17 protein-coding genes and 1 pseudogene are annotated in these 17,944 nt (G+C 73.0%); 12 read left to right on the top strand and 6 right to left on the bottom strand.

Features of this window, described 5'->3' with window-relative positions; genetic code table 11:
• Window positions 1-17 precede the first annotated feature (17 nt).
• The 6 genes from ACVGV0_RS12225 (at window position 18) to ACVGV0_RS12200 (ending at window position 5,901) form a co-directional block, all read left to right on the top strand.
• Window positions 18-965 (top strand): DUF58 domain-containing protein, encoded by a 948-nt coding sequence (locus ACVGV0_RS12225; protein WP_459155790.1) that lies wholly within the window; start codon window positions 18-20, stop codon window positions 963-965.
• A complete protein-coding gene (locus ACVGV0_RS12220) occupies window positions 962-1,942 on the top strand; it encodes a VWA domain-containing protein (protein WP_459155789.1) in 981 nt (326 codons plus the stop codon). Before ACVGV0_RS12225 ends, ACVGV0_RS12220 begins: the two co-directional genes overlap by 4 nt.
• A gap of 125 nt (window positions 1,943-2,067) precedes the next feature.
• On the top strand, window positions 2,068-2,790 hold the full coding sequence (locus tag ACVGV0_RS12215) for an MgtC/SapB family protein (protein ID WP_459155788.1): 723 nt from the start codon (window positions 2,068-2,070) through the stop codon (window positions 2,788-2,790).
• Between the two features lie 430 nt (window positions 2,791-3,220).
• Window positions 3,221-3,925 (top strand): 3-oxoacyl-ACP reductase FabG, encoded by a 705-nt coding sequence (gene fabG / locus ACVGV0_RS12210; protein WP_459155787.1) that lies wholly within the window; start codon window positions 3,221-3,223, stop codon window positions 3,923-3,925.
• A 67-nt stretch (window positions 3,926-3,992) separates the two neighbouring features.
• Window positions 3,993-4,760, top strand: coding sequence for an enoyl-ACP reductase FabI (gene fabI / locus ACVGV0_RS12205; protein ID WP_459155786.1), 768 nt, complete (start codon window positions 3,993-3,995; stop codon window positions 4,758-4,760).
• Between the two features lie 118 nt (window positions 4,761-4,878).
• Window positions 4,879-5,901, top strand: coding sequence for a ferrochelatase (locus ACVGV0_RS12200; protein ID WP_459155785.1), 1,023 nt, complete (start codon window positions 4,879-4,881; stop codon window positions 5,899-5,901).
• A gap of 114 nt (window positions 5,902-6,015) precedes the next feature.
• Here ACVGV0_RS12200 and ACVGV0_RS12195 read toward each other — a convergent pair whose 3' ends face one another.
• Entirely contained in the window at window positions 6,016-7,188 is a 1,173-nt protein-coding gene (locus tag ACVGV0_RS12195) for a macrolide family glycosyltransferase (protein WP_459155784.1), read from the bottom strand.
• 79 nt (window positions 7,189-7,267) lie between these two features.
• Window positions 7,268-8,062, bottom strand: a complete 795-nt coding sequence (locus tag ACVGV0_RS12190; RefSeq protein ID WP_459155783.1) for a hypothetical protein — start codon at window positions 8,060-8,062, stop codon at window positions 7,268-7,270.
• A gap of 84 nt (window positions 8,063-8,146) precedes the next feature.
• Here ACVGV0_RS12190 and ACVGV0_RS12185 point away from each other — a divergent pair, with 84 nt between their 5' ends.
• Both ACVGV0_RS12185 and ACVGV0_RS12180 read left to right on the top strand, forming a co-directional pair.
• Window positions 8,147-8,962, top strand: a complete 816-nt coding sequence (locus ACVGV0_RS12185; protein ID WP_459155782.1) for a DUF3097 domain-containing protein — start codon at window positions 8,147-8,149, stop codon at window positions 8,960-8,962.
• Window positions 8,963-9,132: 170 nt separating this feature from the next.
• A complete protein-coding gene (locus ACVGV0_RS12180; RefSeq protein ID WP_459155781.1) occupies window positions 9,133-9,810 on the top strand; it encodes a trimeric intracellular cation channel family protein in 678 nt (225 codons plus the stop codon).
• 212 nt (window positions 9,811-10,022) lie between these two features.
• Here the strand turns inward: ACVGV0_RS12180 and ACVGV0_RS12175 are convergent.
• Window positions 10,023-10,448: pseudogene (locus ACVGV0_RS12175) on the bottom strand (peptidase dimerization domain-containing protein); the annotation flags it as partial.
• 165 nt (window positions 10,449-10,613) lie between these two features.
• Between ACVGV0_RS12175 and ACVGV0_RS12170 the strand changes: the two are divergent.
• Together ACVGV0_RS12170 and ACVGV0_RS12165 are read left to right on the top strand one after the other, a co-directional pair.
• A complete protein-coding gene (locus tag ACVGV0_RS12170; protein ID WP_459155780.1) occupies window positions 10,614-11,045 on the top strand; it encodes an NfeD family protein in 432 nt (143 codons plus the stop codon).
• A gap of 10 nt (window positions 11,046-11,055) precedes the next feature.
• Window positions 11,056-12,303 (top strand): SPFH domain-containing protein, encoded by a 1,248-nt coding sequence (locus tag ACVGV0_RS12165; protein ID WP_459155779.1) that lies wholly within the window; start codon window positions 11,056-11,058, stop codon window positions 12,301-12,303.
• A 188-nt stretch (window positions 12,304-12,491) separates the two neighbouring features.
• On the opposite strand, the gene ACVGV0_RS12160 is transcribed toward ACVGV0_RS12165, so the two are convergent.
• Window positions 12,492-13,229, bottom strand: coding sequence for a GntR family transcriptional regulator (locus ACVGV0_RS12160; RefSeq protein WP_459155778.1), 738 nt, complete (start codon window positions 13,227-13,229; stop codon window positions 12,492-12,494).
• A gap of 63 nt (window positions 13,230-13,292) precedes the next feature.
• On the opposite strand from ACVGV0_RS12160, the gene ACVGV0_RS12155 reads away from it, so the two are divergent.
• Window positions 13,293-14,585, top strand: coding sequence for an MFS transporter (locus tag ACVGV0_RS12155; RefSeq protein ID WP_459155777.1), 1,293 nt, complete (start codon window positions 13,293-13,295; stop codon window positions 14,583-14,585).
• Window positions 14,586-14,696: 111 nt separating this feature from the next.
• Here ACVGV0_RS12155 and ACVGV0_RS12150 read toward each other — a convergent pair whose 3' ends face one another.
• Window positions 14,697-14,882: a hypothetical protein gene (locus ACVGV0_RS12150; RefSeq protein WP_459155776.1), complete on the bottom strand. Its 186-nt coding sequence runs from the start codon at window positions 14,880-14,882 to the stop codon at window positions 14,697-14,699.
• 631 nt (window positions 14,883-15,513) lie between these two features.
• On the opposite strand from ACVGV0_RS12150, the gene ACVGV0_RS12145 reads away from it, so the two are divergent.
• A complete protein-coding gene (locus tag ACVGV0_RS12145; RefSeq protein WP_459159995.1) occupies window positions 15,514-16,233 on the top strand; it encodes a GntR family transcriptional regulator in 720 nt (239 codons plus the stop codon).
• A gap of 51 nt (window positions 16,234-16,284) precedes the next feature.
• Here the strand turns inward: ACVGV0_RS12145 and ACVGV0_RS12140 are convergent, their stop codons facing one another.
• The gene (locus ACVGV0_RS12140; protein ID WP_459155775.1) at window positions 16,285-17,769 is read right to left on the bottom strand and encodes an NAD-dependent succinate-semialdehyde dehydrogenase; all 1,485 of its coding nucleotides are present in this window, start codon (window positions 17,767-17,769) and stop codon (window positions 16,285-16,287) included.
• Window positions 17,770-17,944: the final 175 nt, after the last annotated feature.

The raw sequence follows: 17,944 nt of genomic DNA, 5'->3' as shown, positions 1-17,944 counted from the left end.
GGACCGGAGGAGCGGTGGTGTCAACACCCAGCAGCGCAGCCCGCCCGTCCTGGGCGCCGCCCCCGCTGGACGAGAGCCGTCTGGCCGAGTCGCTGCGGCAGCTCGAGTGGACCGTGCGCGTCCGGCTCGACGGGTTGCTCCAGGGCAATCACCTCGGGATCCTCCCCGGCCCGGGCACCGAGCCGGGGGAGGCCCGCCCCTACGAACCCGGTGACGACGTCCGCCGCATGGACTGGGCGGTCACCGCGCGCACCGGCGAACCGCACATCCGGCAGAGCGTGGCCGACCGGGAGCTCGAGACGTGGACGGCCGTGGACCTGTCGGCCAGCCTCGACTTCGGCTCGGCGGCCTGCGACAAGCGGGAGCTCGCCGTGGCGGCGCTCGCGGCGGTCACGCACCTCACCGCCGGCGGGGGCAACCGCATCGGTGCGGTCGCCGACACCGGCACCGGCGAGGTGCGCGTGCCCGCCCGCTCCGGCACGCAGTACGCGCGGGCCCTGCTCAAGCGCGTCGCCGCGCTGCCGCGCGCACCGGAAGGCACCCGCGGGGACCTGAACGCGCTCGTCGAGTCCCTGCGCAGGCCGCCGCGGCGCCGCGGGCTGATCGCGCTCGTCTCCGACTTCCTCGGGCCGACCGACTGGCAGCGGGCGCTGCGCGCCCTCGGGCAGCGGCACTCGCTGCTGGCGGTCGAGGTGCTGGACCCGCGGGACGTGGAACTGCCCGATGCGGGCACGGTCGTGCTGTCCGACCCGGAGACCGGCAAGCAGCGCGAAGTGGAGACCACGCCGGTGCTGCGCCGCGAGTACGCGGCCGCCGCGGCGGCGCACCGCGACGAGGTGGCCGCGGCGCTGCGGCGAGCGGGCTGCGCGCACCTGACCCTGCGCACCGACTCCGACTGGATCGCCGATCTCGTGCGGTTCGTCGTGGCGCGCAAGCGCGGATGGTCCGGAGGGGGAGCGGGTTGAGTCTGTCCGGCTTCGCCACTCCGTGGTGGTTCCTGCTGCTGCTCGTGGTGGCCGCGCTCGTCGCCGGCTACGTGTGGGCGCAGCGGCGCCGCCGCGCCGACAGCCTGCGGTTCGCCAACTTCGCCGCGCTCGAGCGCGCCGGTTCGGGGCGGCGCGCGTGGCTGAAGCACGTGCCGCCCGCGCTGGTGGGGGTGGCGCTGATCCTGCTGACGGTGGCGCTGGCCGGACCGACCGCGGAGCAGCGCATCCCGCGGAACCGGGCCACCGTGATGCTGGCGGTGGACGTGTCGCTGTCGATGAAGTCCGAGGACGTGGCGCCGAACCGGCTGCAGGCGGCGAAGCAGGCGGCCAAGGAGTTCGCCGAGGAACTCACCCCGGGGGTGAACCTCGGGCTGGTGTCCTTCGCCGGTACCGCCACGGTGATGACCATGCCGACCACCGACCGCGCGGCGGTGAAGCAGGCGATCGACTCGCTGCAGCTGTCCGAGGCCACGGCCACCGGCGACGGGATCAACGCGTCCATGTCGGCGATCGAGTCCTTCGGCAAGATGGTCAGCGGTCCCGCCGGGCCGCCGCCCGCGCGCATCGTGCTCATGGCCGATGGCGGGCAGACGATCCCCCGCGATCTCAACGCCCCGCGCGGGGCGTACTCCAAGGCCCGCGAGGCGAAGGAGAAGGGCGTGCCGATCTCGTCGATCTCGTTCGGCACGCACCACGGCAGCGTCGAGATCGAGGGCCAGCGCGAGTGGGTCGAGGTCGACGACGCCGCCATGGCCGAGATCGCCCGGCTGTCCGGGGGTGAGTTCCACAAGGCCGCCAGCGCGCAGGAGCTGCGGCAGGTCTACGAGACGCTGGGCGAGCAGATCGGCTACGAGACGAAGCACACCGATGCCAGCAGACCGTGGCTGGTGCTCGGCACGCTGGCGCTGATCGTCTCGGCTGGGGCCGCGCTCCGGCTCGGCCGCCGCGTGCCGTAGGGGCGCGGGCGCGTTCGGAGCGCCGGGCTCGCTGGTGCGGGCCGCGGGGTGCGGTCGCGGCGCGTGCCCGGTGGGGCGGTGGCTGCGAGTGTCGCGGTGGTCCTCGCTGCGTTACGTTCGCCCGCATGCGCGATCCCGTCGTGTCCGGTTTCGACGAGCTGCCGCTGCTCGTCGAGTTGGGCACGGCCCTGCTGTTCTCCAGCCTCATCGGTGTCGAGCGGGAAGTGCGCGCCAAGAGCGCCGGCCTGCGCACGCACACGCTCGTCGGTGTCGGGGCGGCGCTGTTCGTGCTCGTGTCCAAGTACGCCTTCGGCGACCTGCTCGCGTTCGAGCGCGTGTCGTTCGACCCCTCGCGCGTGGCGGCCCAGATCGTCTCCGGGATCGGCTTCATCGGCGGTGGGCTGATCTTCGTGCGGCGCGACGCGGTGCGGGGGCTGACCACGGCCGCGACCGTGTGGGTCGTGGCCGCGGTGGGAATGGCCTGCGGCGGTGGGCTCGTCGTGCTGGCGGCGGCGACCACGGGGGTGCACTACCTCGTGGTCATGGGGTTCCCGTCGCTGCTGCGGCTGTTCCGGCGCTCGCTGCGCGAGCCCCAGGTGCTGCGCGTCGGTTATCTCGACGGCCACGGGGTGCTGCGCAGCGTGCTGACGTTGTGCACGAGTCGCGGGTGGACCATCACCGACGTGCAGGTCGAGCGCGAGGACACCGAGGAGGGCGAGCAGCGCACCGCCGTGGTGGCGGTGCGGGTGCGGGGCAAGTGGCCGGTGCGCTCGCTCGTCGACGAGGTGGCGGTGCTGCCCGGCGTGCTGCACGCCGCCGCGGGGGAGTCGGTCGAGTCCGGGTTCTGACGCGGCGCGGGGTAGCACCCGACTCACCACAGGTGTGGTGACCAGTGCGCCGCGCCTGCGCGCCGGGCGGAGCTCCCGGTGCGCAGGCGCGCCTCCAACTCCGGTATCGCTGCAGCGCACGCTGCTCTGCTCGACCCCGCGCGGTCGTCCCGCGTGCCACCACACCTGTTGTGGTCGAGGCGGCGCCGGATCCACCACAGATGTGGTGGCGCGGCGGGCTGGGAGCCCCAGTCGGCCGCGCCCAGCGCCGGACCCCGGCGTCGGATCCCAGTGCCGCACCGCGGTGCGGCCCCGGGACGCGATGTGGGGACACCACGATCGCGCGGGCGGATTTCTGTGCGGAGGCGACCACGGTCCACTGCGGACGGGTCGATAGTGTTCCCGCGGGCTTCGAAGCCCGGCAGTGATGACAGCGCGAAGGGAGAGCGACGTGGCACGGTCCGTCTTGGTGACCGGTGGGAATCGCGGGATCGGATTGGCCATCGCGCGGGCGTTCCAGGCCGCGGGGGACCAGGTCGCGGTGACCCACCGCGGCTCGGGGGCCCCCGAGGGCCTGTTCGGGGTGCAGTGCGATGTCGGCGACCCCGACCAGGTGACCGCCGCCTTCGACGAGGTCGAGGCCCACCAGGGGCGGGTCGAGGTGCTCGTGGCCAACGCCGGCATCACCGACGACGGGTTGCTGCTGCGCATGGGTGAGGACCAGTTCAACAGCGTGCTCGACACCAACCTCGGCGGTGCCTACCGGGTGGCCAAGCGCGCGGCGAGCAGCATGCTGCGCAACCGCAGCGGGCGCATGATCTTCATCTCCTCCGTGGTCGGGCTCTCCGGCGGGGCGGGCCAGGTCAACTACGCCGCGAGCAAGGCCGGGCTCGTCGGCGTCGCCCGCTCGGTCGCGCGCGAGCTGGGGTCGCGCTCGATCACGGCGAACGTCGTGGCGCCCGGGTTCGTCTCCACCGACATGACCGACGCGCTGTCCGAGGAGCGCAAGCAGCAGATCCTGGGGGAGATCCCGCTCGGCCGGTTCGCCGATGCCGAGGAGGTCGCCGGCACCGTGCGGTGGCTGGCCTCCGCGGAGGCCAGCTACATCACCGGCGCGGTCATCCCGGTCGACGGCGGACTGGGCATGGGCCACTGAGGTCGGGCGACCGAGAGCACCGGAAGGCGGGCGCTGACGCCCGCGGCACGACAGCGGAAGGACAGACGTGAGCGGACTGCTCGAAGGCAAGCGCATCCTGATCACCGGGGTGATCACCGAGACATCGATCGCCTTCCACACCGCGAAGGTCGCCCAGGAGCAGGGCGCCGACGTGGTGCTCACCGGGTTCGGGCGGATGCGGCTGGTGGAACGCATCGCCGGCCGGCTCCCGAAGCCCGCACCCGTGGTGGAACTGGACGTCACCGACAACGAGCACCTCGACACGCTCGCCGACCGGCTCGGCGAGCACTGGGACTCCGTCGACGGCGTGCTGCACTCGATCGCGTTCGCGCCGCAGTCCTGCCTGGGCGGGGACTTCCTCACCGCGCCGTGGGAGGACGTCTCCCAGGCGCTGCAGGTCTCGGCGTACTCGCTGAAGTCGCTGACCACGGCGGTCATGCCGATGCTCAACGAGGGCGGGTCGATCGTCGGCATGGACTTCGACGCGCGCGTGGCCTGGCCCGCCTACGACTGGATGGGCGTGTCCAAGGCCGCGTTGGAGGCCACCTCGCGGTACCTGGCCCGCGAGATGGGGTCGCGGCAGGTGCGGGTCAACCTCGTCTCGGCCGGCCCGGTGCGCACCATGGCCGCCAAGTCCATCCCCGGCTTCAGCGAGCTCGAGGAGAACTGGGGCGACCGCGCCCCGCTCGGCTGGGACGTCGACGACCCCACACCGGTGGCCCGCACCGTGTGCGCCGCGCTGTCGGACTGGCTGCCGAAGACCACCGGTTCGATGATCATGGCCGACGGCGGGGTGCACGCCCTGGGCAGCTGAACCGCCGCCGCACCCGCCTCCGCGGCGGTGCGCTGGAGCGCACCGCCGCGGCGTGGTCGGGATCATCCGCCCTGCACCCCTCGCACGCGGTGAGGGGCGCGCCGGGCATCATGGTGGCGTGAGCTTCGACGCGCTGCTGTTCCTGTCGTTCGGCGGGCCGGAGGGCCCGGAGGATGTCCGCCCGTTCCTGGAGAACGTCACCCGCGGACGGGGCGTGCCGCCGGAGCGGTTGGACGAGGTGGCGGAGCACTACCACCACTTCGGCGGCGTCTCGCCGATCAACCGGCTCAACCGCGACCTCGTCGAGCGGCTCCGCGCGGAGTTCGACGAGCAGGGCCGCGAGCTGCCGATCTACTTCGGCAACCGCAACTGGCACCCGATGGTCGAGGACGCGGTCGCGCGGATGGCCGACGACGGCATCGGCAGCGCGCTGGTGTTCGCCACCTCCGCCTGGGGCGGCTACTCGGGATGCCGCCAGTACCACGAGGACATCGCCCGGGCGCGCGCCGCTGTCGGCGACCGGGCGCCCGAGCTGGTGAAACTGCGCCAGTTCTACGACCACCCGCTGTTCGTGGAGGCCAACGCCGACGCCGTGCGCCGCGCCTGCGCGCAGCTGGGCAGCGGCCGGCGCGCGGACGCGCGGCTGGTGTTCACCGCGCACTCCATCCCGATCGCGGCCGACGAGAAGACCGGCCCGGACGGCCAACCGCACTGGTACTCGCGGCAGGTCGCCGAGTCCGCGCGCCTGGTGGCCGAGGCAGCCGGCGTCACCGACTACGACGTGGTCTGGCAGTCCCGGTCGGGCCCGGCGCACGTGCCGTGGCTGGAACCGGACGTCTGCGAGCACCTCGAGCAGCTGCACCAGCAGGGCGTGGCCGCCGTGGTCACCAGCCCCGTCGGGTTCGTCTCCGACCACCTCGAAGTGGTCTGGGACCTGGACAACGAGGCCGCGGAGAAGGCCGCAGAACTCGGCATGGACCACGTCCGCGCCGACACGGCCGGCACCGACAGCCGCTTCCCGCAGATGATCGCCGAGCTCGTCGCCGAGCAGGTCGACGCCGCCCCGGTGCGGAAGCTGTCCACACTGCTCGCCGCCGGATCCACCCGCAACGGCGAGCCCTGCTCGCCCGAGTGCTGCTGACACCACCGTTCCGCAACCCCCGACGGGTCGGCTGGTGCTGGGTGGGCAACCGGCACACCTGATGGGTCCCGCCCCCGGTCGCGGCGCCCCCGCTGGTTGCGGGGGCGGGCGCCCTCAGCCGATGTGCTCTTCGATCAGGTCCGCACCCCGACCGGTCCCGCCGGCTTCGTGGATGGCCCGCTGCATCCGGGCCAGGTTGGCCCGCACATGCGGATCGGAGGAAACCCGTGCGACCGCGGCGCGCAGCTCCTCCGGTGAGGCCGTGTCCGCCTCGAGCCGTTCGCCCAGCCCGAGCTCCTGCACCCGGTCGGCGTTGGCGTCCTGCTCGGGCATCTGCGGCACGGTCACCAGCGGAACCCCGCGCTGCAGCGCCTCCATCACCGAGTTCATCCCCGCGTGCGAGAGGAACGCCGAGGCGCGGTGCAGCACGGCCAGCTGGGGAAATCGCGAGCGGACCTCGACCTGCGGCGGGAGCGGTCCCAGGGCCTCCGCGGGCACGTCGCCGAGGCTCATCGCCACCTGCCAGGAAGTGCCGCCGAACGCCTCCAGGCAGGTGCGGTAGAACTCCGGGCGCTCGGTGAAGATCGTTCCCAGCGCGACGTAGAGCACCGGTGCTCCGGGCGTCGGCGGTTCCCACGACTCGGCGCGCTCCCGCGCTCCCGCCAGCGGCCCGAGGAAGTGGAACCGCTCGTCGAAGCTGTCCCCGGCCGGCTGGAACTGCCGGGGGACGCACACCAGGTTCAGCGCTTCCGGAACGTCCGCGGTACCGGAGACGTCGAGCTGCGCACCGTGCTCGGCGGAGAAGGCGGCGCAGTCCGCGGCCAGCGCGGCCACGGTCGGGTCGTCGTCGCCGAGCCCGGCCGTGATCCGCTCGTCGAGGGAGAACCGCTCGTTCGACGCGAGGTTCGGCACCAGCCGCACCACCGGCACGGCGAGCTTCTCGGCGACGAGCCGGGCCGGCCAGTTCGCGGTGTCGTAGCAGATCCCGTCCGGGCGGTGCGCGCCGCAGTGGTCGAGCAGCACCGGGTAGGCCGCGCGCATCGCGGCGAAGAGGTGCCGCAGCCACAGGCCCACCACTTCCGGACCCGCTTCGGGTGGTGGGACGAACGGTTCCAGCGGCGGCAGGGGGACCCAGTGCGCGCCGGAGTCCGCGACGGTCTCGGCGTGCGTGCTCTCGGTCGCGTAGTCGACGCGGTGCCCGAGGCGGACGAGTTCCTCCACCAGCGGCAGCGTCGGGTTCACGTGCCCGTGGCCGGCCAGTGCGACGAACAGCAGGTGCTTGCCCACGCCGCTGATCGTACCGGGCCCCGCCCCGGTGATCGTGCGGAGCGCGGCTGCCGCACGCCCCGCCCGCCGGGCGGCGGGATCAGGTCTGCGAGGTGCGCTGGGCGAGGGCGCGCACCATCGCCGCCACGGCCGCGCAGCGCGCTTCCCGCACCCGTTCGGACAGCGGCCGCAGCGCTTCGGCCCGCGCGTGCCTCGCGGAGGAGGACAGGGCCCCGCCCGGGGTGTCCTCGCCGGCCGCGCGCAGGATCGCCGCCAGCTCGGCGGCGCGCTGCAGCACGCGCAGCGGACGGGCCGGCACCCCCTCCGGCCACGACGGCTCGGGCCGCTCGTCGACCTCGCGCGCGATCTCCTCGCGCACTCCGGGGCGGTGCCGGGCCACGTCGAGTTCGGAGAGCGCGGAGGCGGCCTCGCGCATCGCCGCGGTCATCCCGTGCTCGGCCTCGCCCAGCGGCAGGTCGGCCGGCGGCGGCAGGTCGCCGACGCGGTGCACGGTCCAGCGCAGGATGCCTTCGGCGATCGGGTGCGGCACGAGCCCGAGAGCGCTGTCCCGCAGCACCACGCCTTCCCGGGCCCGCATCGCCGCGCGGGAGAACGCGCTGACGCCGTCGAGGCCGCGCGCATCGCCCGGCACCGGCAGGACGAGGTCGGCTCGGCCGCCGCCGGCGCGGCGCAGCGCGGCCAGCAGCAACGCAGGACCCGCCGGTGTCTCCTCCGGCCCGGGCAGGTCGAGCTCACCGGCCAGCTCGTCGTCACCGGCGCGGACCTCCTGCAGCTCGCCCCACGCGGCGAGCGCGTCCAACAGGTCGTCGGCCGCGGCCGCGCCGTGCAGCCACGCCGAGGTCCACACCACCATCGTCGCGCTCGGACATGCCACGGGCATCGAGGATACCTCGCGCGCACGCGCGGGAGCGGGTGTGGCGGGAGGACGGCAGCGGTGCCGGCGCGCTACGGTCCGATCATGCGTTCGGTCGACTACGACGAGGATGTGCTGGACCCCGGTCGGCGGCGCCGCCCGGTTCCCGAGATGCCCGCGGAGCGCGGGCTGGTGGTGGAAACCGCCAAGGACGGTTTCTGCGGTGCGGTCGTCAGCGCGGACAACGACGCGGTCGAGCTGGCCGACCGGCACGGCGCCCGCCGGGTGTTCCGGATGCGCCCGGCCGCGTTCCTGCACGAGGGGCGGCCGGTGACGCTCGTGCCGCCGCGGCCCGCGGAGCCGGAGCGCGCGGCGCGCTCGGCCTCCGGTTCGGTGCGCGTGGAGGGGCTGCGGGCCCGGCAGGCGCGGGCGAGTCGGATCTGGGTGGAAGGCGTGCACGACGCCGAGCTGCTCGAGCGGGTCTGGGGGCACGACCTGCGGGTGGAGGGGATCGTGGTGGAACCGCTGCACGGTCTGGACCACGTGGCCGAGGCGGTCACCGACTTCGCGCCCGGGCCGGCGCGGCGCCTCGGGGTGCTCGTGGACCACCTGGTGGAGGGCAGCAAGGAGTCCCGGCTGGTCGAGCGGATCGGCAGTCCGCACGTGACCGTCACCGGCCACCCGTTCGTGGACGTGTGGGCCGCGGTGCGTCCCGAAGCGGTGGGCATCACCGCCTGGCCCGAGGTGCCGCGGGGGTTGGAGTGGAAGCAGGGCGTGTGCGACGCGCTCGGGTGGGGCGGCGTCGAGGACGGCTGGCGCCGCGTGCTCGCCTCCGTCTCCTCCCACCGCGACCTGGCCACCCCGCTCATCTCCGCGGTGGAGCAGCTCGTCGACTTCGTCGCCGATCCCGGTGAGGCCTGAACCGGGGAGTTCGCCGCGGGCGGTGCGCAGGCGGTCTGCGCGCACGGCTGCCGAGGCGCCTCCGCTGGGTCTCCGCCGTCCGCTGGGTCTCCGCCGGCGGGAGGTGGTGCGCGGGTGCGGCGCCGTGCCGCGGGGGAGTGGCGGTGCCGCTCCCGTGGTAGGCACGTGGGGTGTCCACCGAGCCGCCGCTGCTGCTTGCGCTTGATCTGACCGGCACCTTCGCCTTCGGGCTGAACGGGGCGTTGACAGCGGTGCGCGCAGCGCGGCTGGACGTGGTCGGCGTGGTCGCCCTCGGGATGATCACGGCGTTGGGCGGCGGGGTCATCCGCGACGTGCTCATCGGTGCGATCCCGCCGGCCACGTTCCGCGACTGGTACTACTTCGCGCTCGCCGCGGGGGGAGGGCTGCTCGCGTTCGCCCTCAGCAAGTGGCTGGTTCGGCTGGAAGGGCCGATCACGGTGCTCGACGCGGTCGGGTTGAGCGCGTTCGCGGTGATCGGGGCGAGCAAGGCGCTGGACTTCGGCCTCGAAGTCGGCCCCGCGCTGCTGCTGGGGGTGGTCACCGGCGTGGGTGGGGGCACGATCCGGGACACCCTCGTGCGGCGGATTCCGACGGTGCTGCGCAGCGACCTGTACGCGATCCCCGCTCTGGTGGGGGCTGCGATCACCGTCGTCACCGTGGAGACCGGCGTCTACGGCCTGCCGGCCGCGCTGGGTGCCGTGGTGGCCTGCTTCACCATCCGGATGCTCGGGGTCCACTTCGGTCTCAACGCGCCGCGTCCGCCGCGCACCGGCCGCGGTTCGGGTGATTCCCGCCCTCCGGAGCCGGGGTCGGCGCAGCAGCGGTGAGCGCACCGGCGGCGCGCGTCAGCGGGCGAGCCACGCCAGGGCGGCGACGACCAGCGCCTGGGTGCCGGTGTCCAGGGTGGGCTGGGGCACCGGGCGAATCCCGGCGCGTGGTTGACGGGGATGTCCTGGCTGATGCGGTCGGCGGCCTCGGCCCGGTGGTAGATCTCGGGGTCGATGCCGCCGAGGCCCCAGTAGGTGTGCGGCACGCCCAGGGCCGAGGGGATCTCGCTGAAGTCCTCGCTGGCGGTCTGCGTGTCCATCGGCTGCGCCTGCTCGCCGAAGACTTCGGCGAAGGCCTGCGCCACCCGGTCGGTTGCCGCGGGGTCGTTGCTGGTCACGGGGAAGCGGTCGAACAGCTCGAAGTCCGGTGGCCGCGGGCAGCCCGCGGCCTGGCACTCGGCGGTGACGATGCGGCGCACCGCCTCCAGCAGGTGGTTCCTGGTCCGCTCGTCGTAGGTCCGGGTGTTGAGCTGCAGCACAGCCGTGTCGGGGATGACGTTGCTCTTCGTGCCCGCCTGGATGCTGCCGACCGTGAGCACCGCGGTCTCCCCGGGCGGGGTCTCGCGGGAGACCACCGCCTGCAACCGGAGCACGATCGCCGCGGCCAGCACGGACGACACCGACGGTGCGGTGGTCATGGCGCCCCTCCTGAACGCGGCGATGGTTGCACCCCCGGCGTACCCGACCCTGGGGAGGCCTGCAGCGCGGTGGTGCAGCTGTTCCGGGCCTCGTCGCACGTCACGTCTTGATCACAGCGGTGCCTTGGGGACCAGGTGCGTGGTGGTGTCTGCCACCATGAGGGCATGGGTGCCGCGCTGCTGTGGCTGATCGCCGGGGTGCTCCTGATCGGAGCGGAGGTGCTCTCCGGCGAGTTCGTCCTGGTGATGCTGGGGGTGGCCGCGCTGGGGGCGGCCGGTGCGGCGGCGCTCGGAGCGCCGCTGATCGTCGACGCCGTGGTCTTCGCCGGGTTGTCGGTCGGCCTGCTGCTGGCCGCCCGCCCCGCGTTGAAGCGCCGGTTCCAGGTCTCCCGGGAGCTGCCGACCAATGTCGACGCGCTCGTCGGCCGGCGCGCCCTGGTGCGCACGCGGGTGGACGCGCACGGTGGGCAGGTCAGCATCAACGGTGACGTGTGGTCGGCGCGGGCCCTCGACGAAACCCAGGTGTACGAGGCGGGGCAGACCGTGACGGTGATGGAGATCTCCGGCGCGACCGCCGTGGTGTGGGACGGACCTTAAGGAGGCTGGCATGGGCCCGACCGGGGTCATTGTCGCCGCGGTCATCGCGTTGCTGGTGATCGTGGTGGTGGTCAAATCGGTGCTCGTGGTGCCGCAGGCGAAGGCCGCGGTGATCGAGCGGTTGGGGCGGTTCAAGGGCGTGGCGCGACCGGGGCTGAACTTCCTCGTTCCGTTCCTGGACAAGGTGCGGGCGCGCATCGACCTGCGCGAGCAGGTGGTGTCGTTCCCGCCGCAGTCGGTGATCACCCAGGACAACCTGACGGTGTCGATCGACACGGTGGTGTACTTCCAGGTCACCGAGCCGAAGTCGGCGGTCTACGAGATCGACAACTACATCGTCGGCGTGGAGCAGCTGACCACGACGACGCTGCGCAACGTCGTCGGCGGGATGAGCCTGGAGCAGACGCTCACCTCCCGGGACCAGATCAACTCGACGCTGCGGGGCGTGCTCGACACGGAGACCGGCCGGTGGGGCATCCGGGTCGCGCGCGTGGAGCTCAAGGCGATCGACCCGCCGCCGTCGGTGCAGGACTCGATGGAGAAGCAGATGCGCGCCGACCGGGAGAAGCGCGCGATGATCCTCAACGCCGAGGGCGAGCGCGAGTCGGCGATCAAGACCGCCGAGGGGCAGAAGCAGTCGCAGATCCTCTCCGCCGAGGGGTCCAAGCAGGCGGCGATCCTCAACGCCGAGGCGGAGCGGCAGTCCAGCATCCTGCGCGGTCAGGGCGAGCGGGCGAACCAGTACCTGCAGGCGCAGGGGCAGGCCAAGGCGATCGAGAAGGTCTTCGCCGCGGTCAAGCAGGGCAAGCCGACGCCGGAGTTGCTGGCCTACCAGTACCTGCAGACGCTGCCGCAGATGGCGCAGGGCGATGCCAACAAGGTGTGGGTCGTGCCGAGCGACTTCAACAAGGCGCTGGAGGGCTTCGCCAAGCAGTTCGGCGAGCAGGGCGTCGACGGCGTGTTCCGGTACGAGCCTCCGGAGGAGGAGGCGCCGAGCATGGCTCCCGAAGAGGAGGAGGAGTCGGTCCAGCCGTGGTTCGACGTCTCCACCAATCCGCAGGTGGCCGAGGCGGTGGCCGCGGCGGAAGCGGTGGCGCGCAAGGAGGTGCCCAAGCCGAACGAGCCGAGCAGCGGTGGGGGTGGTTCCCCGGCCGGTGCTGCGGGCGGGCCGGGCGCGTTGACCGCGCCGCCGTCGGGCACCGAGGCGGCGAATCCGCCTGCCACGCAGCAGCCGGAGCAGCAGGGGGAGCAGAGCTGATCCTGGGCTGAGCCGCCCGTCCAGCTGGTCCGCGGGGCCGTCACCGATCCGTCGGTGGCGGCCCCGCTGTCATGCGGTGGCCCGGAAGTGCAGTGCATTTCTATTTACTGCTTAGATGTTTTCAGTGTTCACCGAAATTAATCACCTCAACCACGCTGCAGCCACACAGCACGGACGGAGGGAGCTGATCAAGTGCCGGTGCCCGACGGTTCGGCTTCCGGGGGTTCGAGGTAGGCGCCGCCGGTGATGCCGAGGGCCCGGAGCGTGCCGAGGAGGTGTTCGCGCAGGACGCTCTTGGCGCGGTCGGGGTCGTTGTCGCGCACGGCGGTGGCGAGCGCGGTGTGCTGGCGGGTCAACCGGGCGCGGTCGGTGTGCGTCCGGGCCGTGGCGGTGATGCGCATCTGCTTGTCGCGCAGGGTGGTGTAGAGCTCGGTGACGACGGGGTTGCCGGCCGCTGCGACGAGGTGGGCGTGGAAGTCGCGGTCGGTGCTGTGCAGCGCGGCGTCGCTGGGGTCTTCGGCGGTGCAGGCCGGGTGCGCGGCGAGTTCGGCGCCGACGGTGGTCATGGTCTCGGTGCCTTCGGCGGCGAGCTTGTCGATGGCGAAGGTTTCCAGCGACAGGCGCGCCTCGAGCACCGAGCGCGCCTCGGCGGGGGAGACGGGCACGACGAAGGCGCCGCGCTTGGGGTACAGGCGCAGGAATCCTTCGGTCTGCAGGCGCAGGAACGCCTCCCGCACGGGGGTGCGGGACATGGTCAGGGCGTTGGCGATCTCGCCTTCGGACAGCAGGTGGCCGTCGGGCAGGCTGCCGTCCAGCAGTCCCGCTTTGACGTGCTGGTAGGCGCGGTCGGCTGCCGGCACGTCGCTGTTCGGCGCGGTCCCGTTGCCCGCTTCCGCGCTGTTCGTTTCCGATGTTGCGCTCGACACGGTGCCATCGTACTGCCCCGCTTCTTGTATCTATGATGGATACAAGTCTTGGGGAGGTCAGTCGTGTCAGCACCCGCGAGCAGCGTGGACAGGAGTGCGCGTCCGGCGTCGCGTTTCGCCCTCGACGGGGCGGGCGCCTGGATCGTCTGGGGCATCGGGGCCGTGTGCTACATGGTGGCGCTGTTCCACCGCGCCAGCCTCGGCGTGGCCGCGCCGCAGGCCCTGGAGCGCTTCTCGGCGGGCCCGGCGCTGCTGTCGGTGTTCTCCGCGCTGCAGCTGGGCGTGTACCTGGCGCTGCAGATCCCCGCAGGTGTGCTGGCCGACCGCCTCGGGCCGCGGCGGGTGATCTCCGCCGGGATGCTGTGCCTGGCCGTCGGCTCGGCCGTGTTCGGCCTCGGCGCATCGGCCGCGGGCGGCATCGTCGGCCGCATGCTCATCGGCTTCGGTGACGCGTTCATGTTCACCAACGTGCTGCGGCTGGCGGCGCACTGGTTCACACCGCGCCGCTTCGGGAAGATCGCGGCGCTGACCGGTCTGGCCGGCGGTCTGGGCCAGGTGGTGGCGACGTTGCCGCTGAGCCTGGCGCTGGACACCGCCGGATGGGTGGCCACGTTCCTCATCGCGGCGGTGGCCACGGCCGCCCTGGCCGCGGTGGCTGCGGCGTTCCTCCGCAACCGGCCGCCGGAGAGCGCTCCCGAGGTGTCGCGCGCGGGGAGCGGCCCGGCGGAGCGCGTGGTGGATTCGCTGGGCGCGGTCGTGCGGCAGCGCGGCACGCGGTACTCGTTCTGGGTGCACTTCGTGCTCATGGCGCAGTTCGTGGCGATCACGACGCTGTGGGGCGGGCCGTGGCTGACCGAGGCGCAGGGGCGCGGCCCGGCGGAAGTGGGCTCGCTGCTGCTGCTGTGCGTGGCCGGTTTCCTGGTGGGCACGTGGTTCAGTGGTCAGTTCGTCGCCGGGCGGCACCGGCGGCGCGAGGGGTTCACCCTGGGCATGTCGCTGCTCGTGGTGCTGTGCTGGTCCGTGCTCGTGCTCTGGCCGGGGGTGCTGCCGTCCGCGGTGCTGCTCGTGGTGCTGCTGGCGATCGGTTTCGCCGGCGGGGCGGCGATGCTGGCCTTCGACGGCGCGCGTGCGGCCAACACCGCCGAGCGCTCGGGCACGGCCTCGGGCGTGGTGAACATGGGCGGGTTCACCGCCGCGGTGCTCGTGCAGTTGCTGGTGGGGCTGGTGCTGCAGCTGGTGTCGGAGGTGCCGGCTGCGGCGGCGTACCGGTGGGCGTTCGCGCCGGTGCTGGTGCTGCTGGTCGCGGGGGCGGTGGCGCAGGTCGCGTCCTCGTCGTTGCGGCGGCGCCGGGTGTGAGCGCTGCCGGGCAGGTCGTGCGGGGTGCGCCGGTTGGAACCGCTGATCGCCTCGGTGGCCGCGGAGTGCGCGGTCGGCGGTGTGCTCGCTCCCCGCGGCATCGGGGCCGGGTCAGGCCGGTCCGTCGTGGCGGTGTTCGTGGGCGGTGAGGGTGTCGATGCCGGTGGCGATCTCGCGGTAGGTGTAGGGCTCGCGGTCCGGCGGGTGGACGGTGTCGATGAGGTGGCGGAGCAGGGTGGCGAACGGTGGCAGCGGGTGTTGCTGCGGCCGGGGCTGTTCGGTGGTCGTGGGGGTCACCGCTCGCGTGTTGTCAACACCTGACGCGTCAGGTGTAGCACATGTGTCTGTTTGTTGACGGTCCGCCCGGTGTTTGTTTGCATGAGTCCGCACGCGGCGGGCGCTCGGTGCGTTCGTCCGTGCGGTGGTGACGCCCTTCCTCTGGGGGTAGGGGCGTCGTCTCCGCGCCGAGGTGCGGCGCGGAGGTCGCGGGCGTGGCGCAGCGGTTCGGACCGCCTGCGGGGCCGTCCGCTTGGGCGGAGTTGCCGTCGGTGCCGCTGCTCGGGTGTTCCCGCGGTGCTTGCCTGGGGCTCGCCGCCGCGGAGGCCGGTGGATGCGGGCCTCGGGAGTTCCTTGTCGTGCTCAGCTGCTCTTCCCTGCTGTTCTGGTCGTGCACGCAACGTTGCCCGGGTCGGTGGGCCCCGGGGTGGTGTGCGGTGTGCCAGGGTTGTGCGTGGTCGTCGCGGGCGTCGGTGCCGTGGCCTGTCGTGGAGATCGCCGCACCGACCGGTGAGGTAGCATTGTCGACAATTGACCGACGCCGGTGGAGGGGAGAGGCGGCGGCGTGTTCGTGACCGCCCGCGTTGGTGCGCTGCGGAGCGCGCCCGGCGCGGGCGAGCAGTGGGTGGCCACCGCCTGATGCGAGGAGATGATGTGCGTGTTCGACAGTGGTCGGTGGGGCGCTGAGGATCCTGCGCCGGGCGAGTTAGAGCCGGTCCAGCGGCGGTCCACGGCGGCGATCGTGGCCGAGCAGTTGCGCTCGGCCATCATGTACGGATCGTTGGCGCCGGGCAGCCAGCTGGGCGAGGCCGAGCTGGCGCAGCGGCTGGGTGTCAGCCGCGGCCCGCTGCGGGAGGCGATGCAGCGGTTGGTCGCCGAGGGGCTGCTGCACAGCGAGCCGCATCGCGGGTTGTTCGTGATGACGCTGGACGCCGAGGACGTGCGCGACATCTACCTGGGCCGGTTCGCGGTGGAGCGGGCGGCCTGCGAGCAGATCGTGCGCACGCGGCGCGAGACGGCGGTGGCGGAGTTGAGCGAGGTGCACGCCCGGATGGTCTCCGCGGCCGAGCAGGCCGATCCGGTGGCCATCTCGGACGCGGACCAGGAGTTCCACGAGGCGTTGGTGCGGGCCTCGGGCAGTGCGCGGCTGCAGCGGATGGCGGCCACGCTGCTGGTGGAGAAGCGGATGTGCCTGACCGCGCTGCAGGACAAGTACCAGGCCGACGAGCACGCTCTGGTGGACGAGCACCAGGGGTTGATCGACGCGATCGAAGGGGGCGACGAGGGGCTGGTGCTCTCGCGGCTGCGGGCGCACATGCGGGACGCGTTGCGCCGGTTGAACGCCTCGTGGGCCGACGAGAGCGAGCTGTAGCTCGCCGGTGGCGCCGGCGGCGGAGGGCCGCGGCCGGCGCCACCGGCGCGGTCACATCCCGCCGATGTTGACGTACTTCGTCTCGAGGTACTCGTCGATGCCGAGCTCGCCGCCTTCGCGGCCGAGGCCGGAGTGCTTGATCCCGCCGAAGGGGGCGGCCGCGTTAGACACGACGCCCTGGTTGAGGCCGACCATGCCGGATTCGAGGTGTTCGGACACGCGCAGCCCGCGGGTGAGGTCGGTGGTGTAGAGGTAGCTGACCAGGCCGAACTCGGTGCCGTTGGCCAGCTGCAGCGCCTGGTCCTCGTCGGTGAAGGTGGTGATCGGGGCGACGGGGCCGAAGATCTCCTCGTGGTGCATCCGCGCGGCGGCGGGCACGTCGGTGAGCACGGTGGGGCTGTAGAAGTAGCCGGTGTCGCCGGTGGTGCTGCCGCCGGTGCGCACGCGGGCGCCGCGGGCGAGGGCGTCGCCGACCAGTTCGGTGACCTTGTCGCGCTGGTCGGCGTCGATGAGCGGGCCGACCTCGACCGCGTCGGAGACGCCGCGGCCGAGTCGCAGCCGGCTCATGCGGTCGGCCATGCGGTCGGCGAAGTCCTCGGCGACGGCGGCGTGCACGTAGAACCGGTTGGCCGCGGTGCAGGCTTCGCCGATGTTGCGCATTTTCGCCTGCATCGCTCCGTCGACGGCGGCGTCGAGGTCGGCGTCGTCGAAGACGAGGAACGGGGCGTTGCCGCCGAGTTCCATGCTCGTGTTGAGCACCTGCTCGGCGGACTGGCGCAGCAGGGTGCGGCCGACCTCGGTGGATCCGGTGAAGGAGACCTTGCGGGTGCGCTGGTCGGACAGCAGCGGTTCGACGAGCCGTCCGGCGTGGTGGGTGGGCACGAGGTTGAGCACGCCGTCGGGCAGGCCGGCCTCGCCGAGGATCTCGGCCAGCGCGAGCATGGACAGCGGGGTCTGGTGGGCCGGTTTGACCACCATGGTGCAGCCGGCCGCCACGGCCGGACCGATCTTGCGGGTGCCCATCGCGGCGGGAAAGTTCCACGGGGTGACCAGCACGCACGGGCCGACCGGCTGCCGGTGGGTGAGGATGCGGCCGCTGCCACTGGGCGCCACCGCGTAGTCGCCGGAAATGCGCACGGCCTCCTCGGCGAACCAGCGGAAGAACTCCGCGGCGTAGGTGATCTCCCCGCGCGATTCGGCCAGCGGCTTGCCCATCTCCAACGTCATCAACAGCGCGAGGTCCTCACGACGCTGCGTCATCAGCTCGAACGCGCGACGCAGGATCTCACCCCGTTCGCGGGGGGAGTGGTGCGCCCAGGCGACTTGCGCCTCGGCCGCGGCGGCCAACGCCGCCACCCCGTCAGCAGGGGAGGCATCAGCGACGGAACAGAGCTCCGCCCCTGTGGCGGGGTCCTCGACGCCGAAGGTCGCGCTGTTCTCGGCCGCGCGCCACGAACCGCCGATGAGCAGCTGTTTCGGCGCGGTGTCGAGCACGGTCGCTTCCCGCGGGTGCTCGTGCGCGGTGACCTGGGACATGCTGGTCCTCCTGTCGCAGCGTGCGGTGGGCGTGGTCCTCGGTGCGTGCCTGCCGCCCGAGGGACGCGGGTCGATCGTAGGGCGGCTGCGCGGGGTCCTTCGACCGCGCGCGCCGACCGGGTGAGTCGGTGTGACGTGTCCCCCGTCCCAGTGTGTCGTGGTGCCCTGCGGTGAT

This window comes from Salinifilum ghardaiensis (assembly GCF_054491345.1).
Note: the sequence above shows the minus strand (reverse complement) of the source record. Positions and strands in the feature narration are given on the sequence as shown.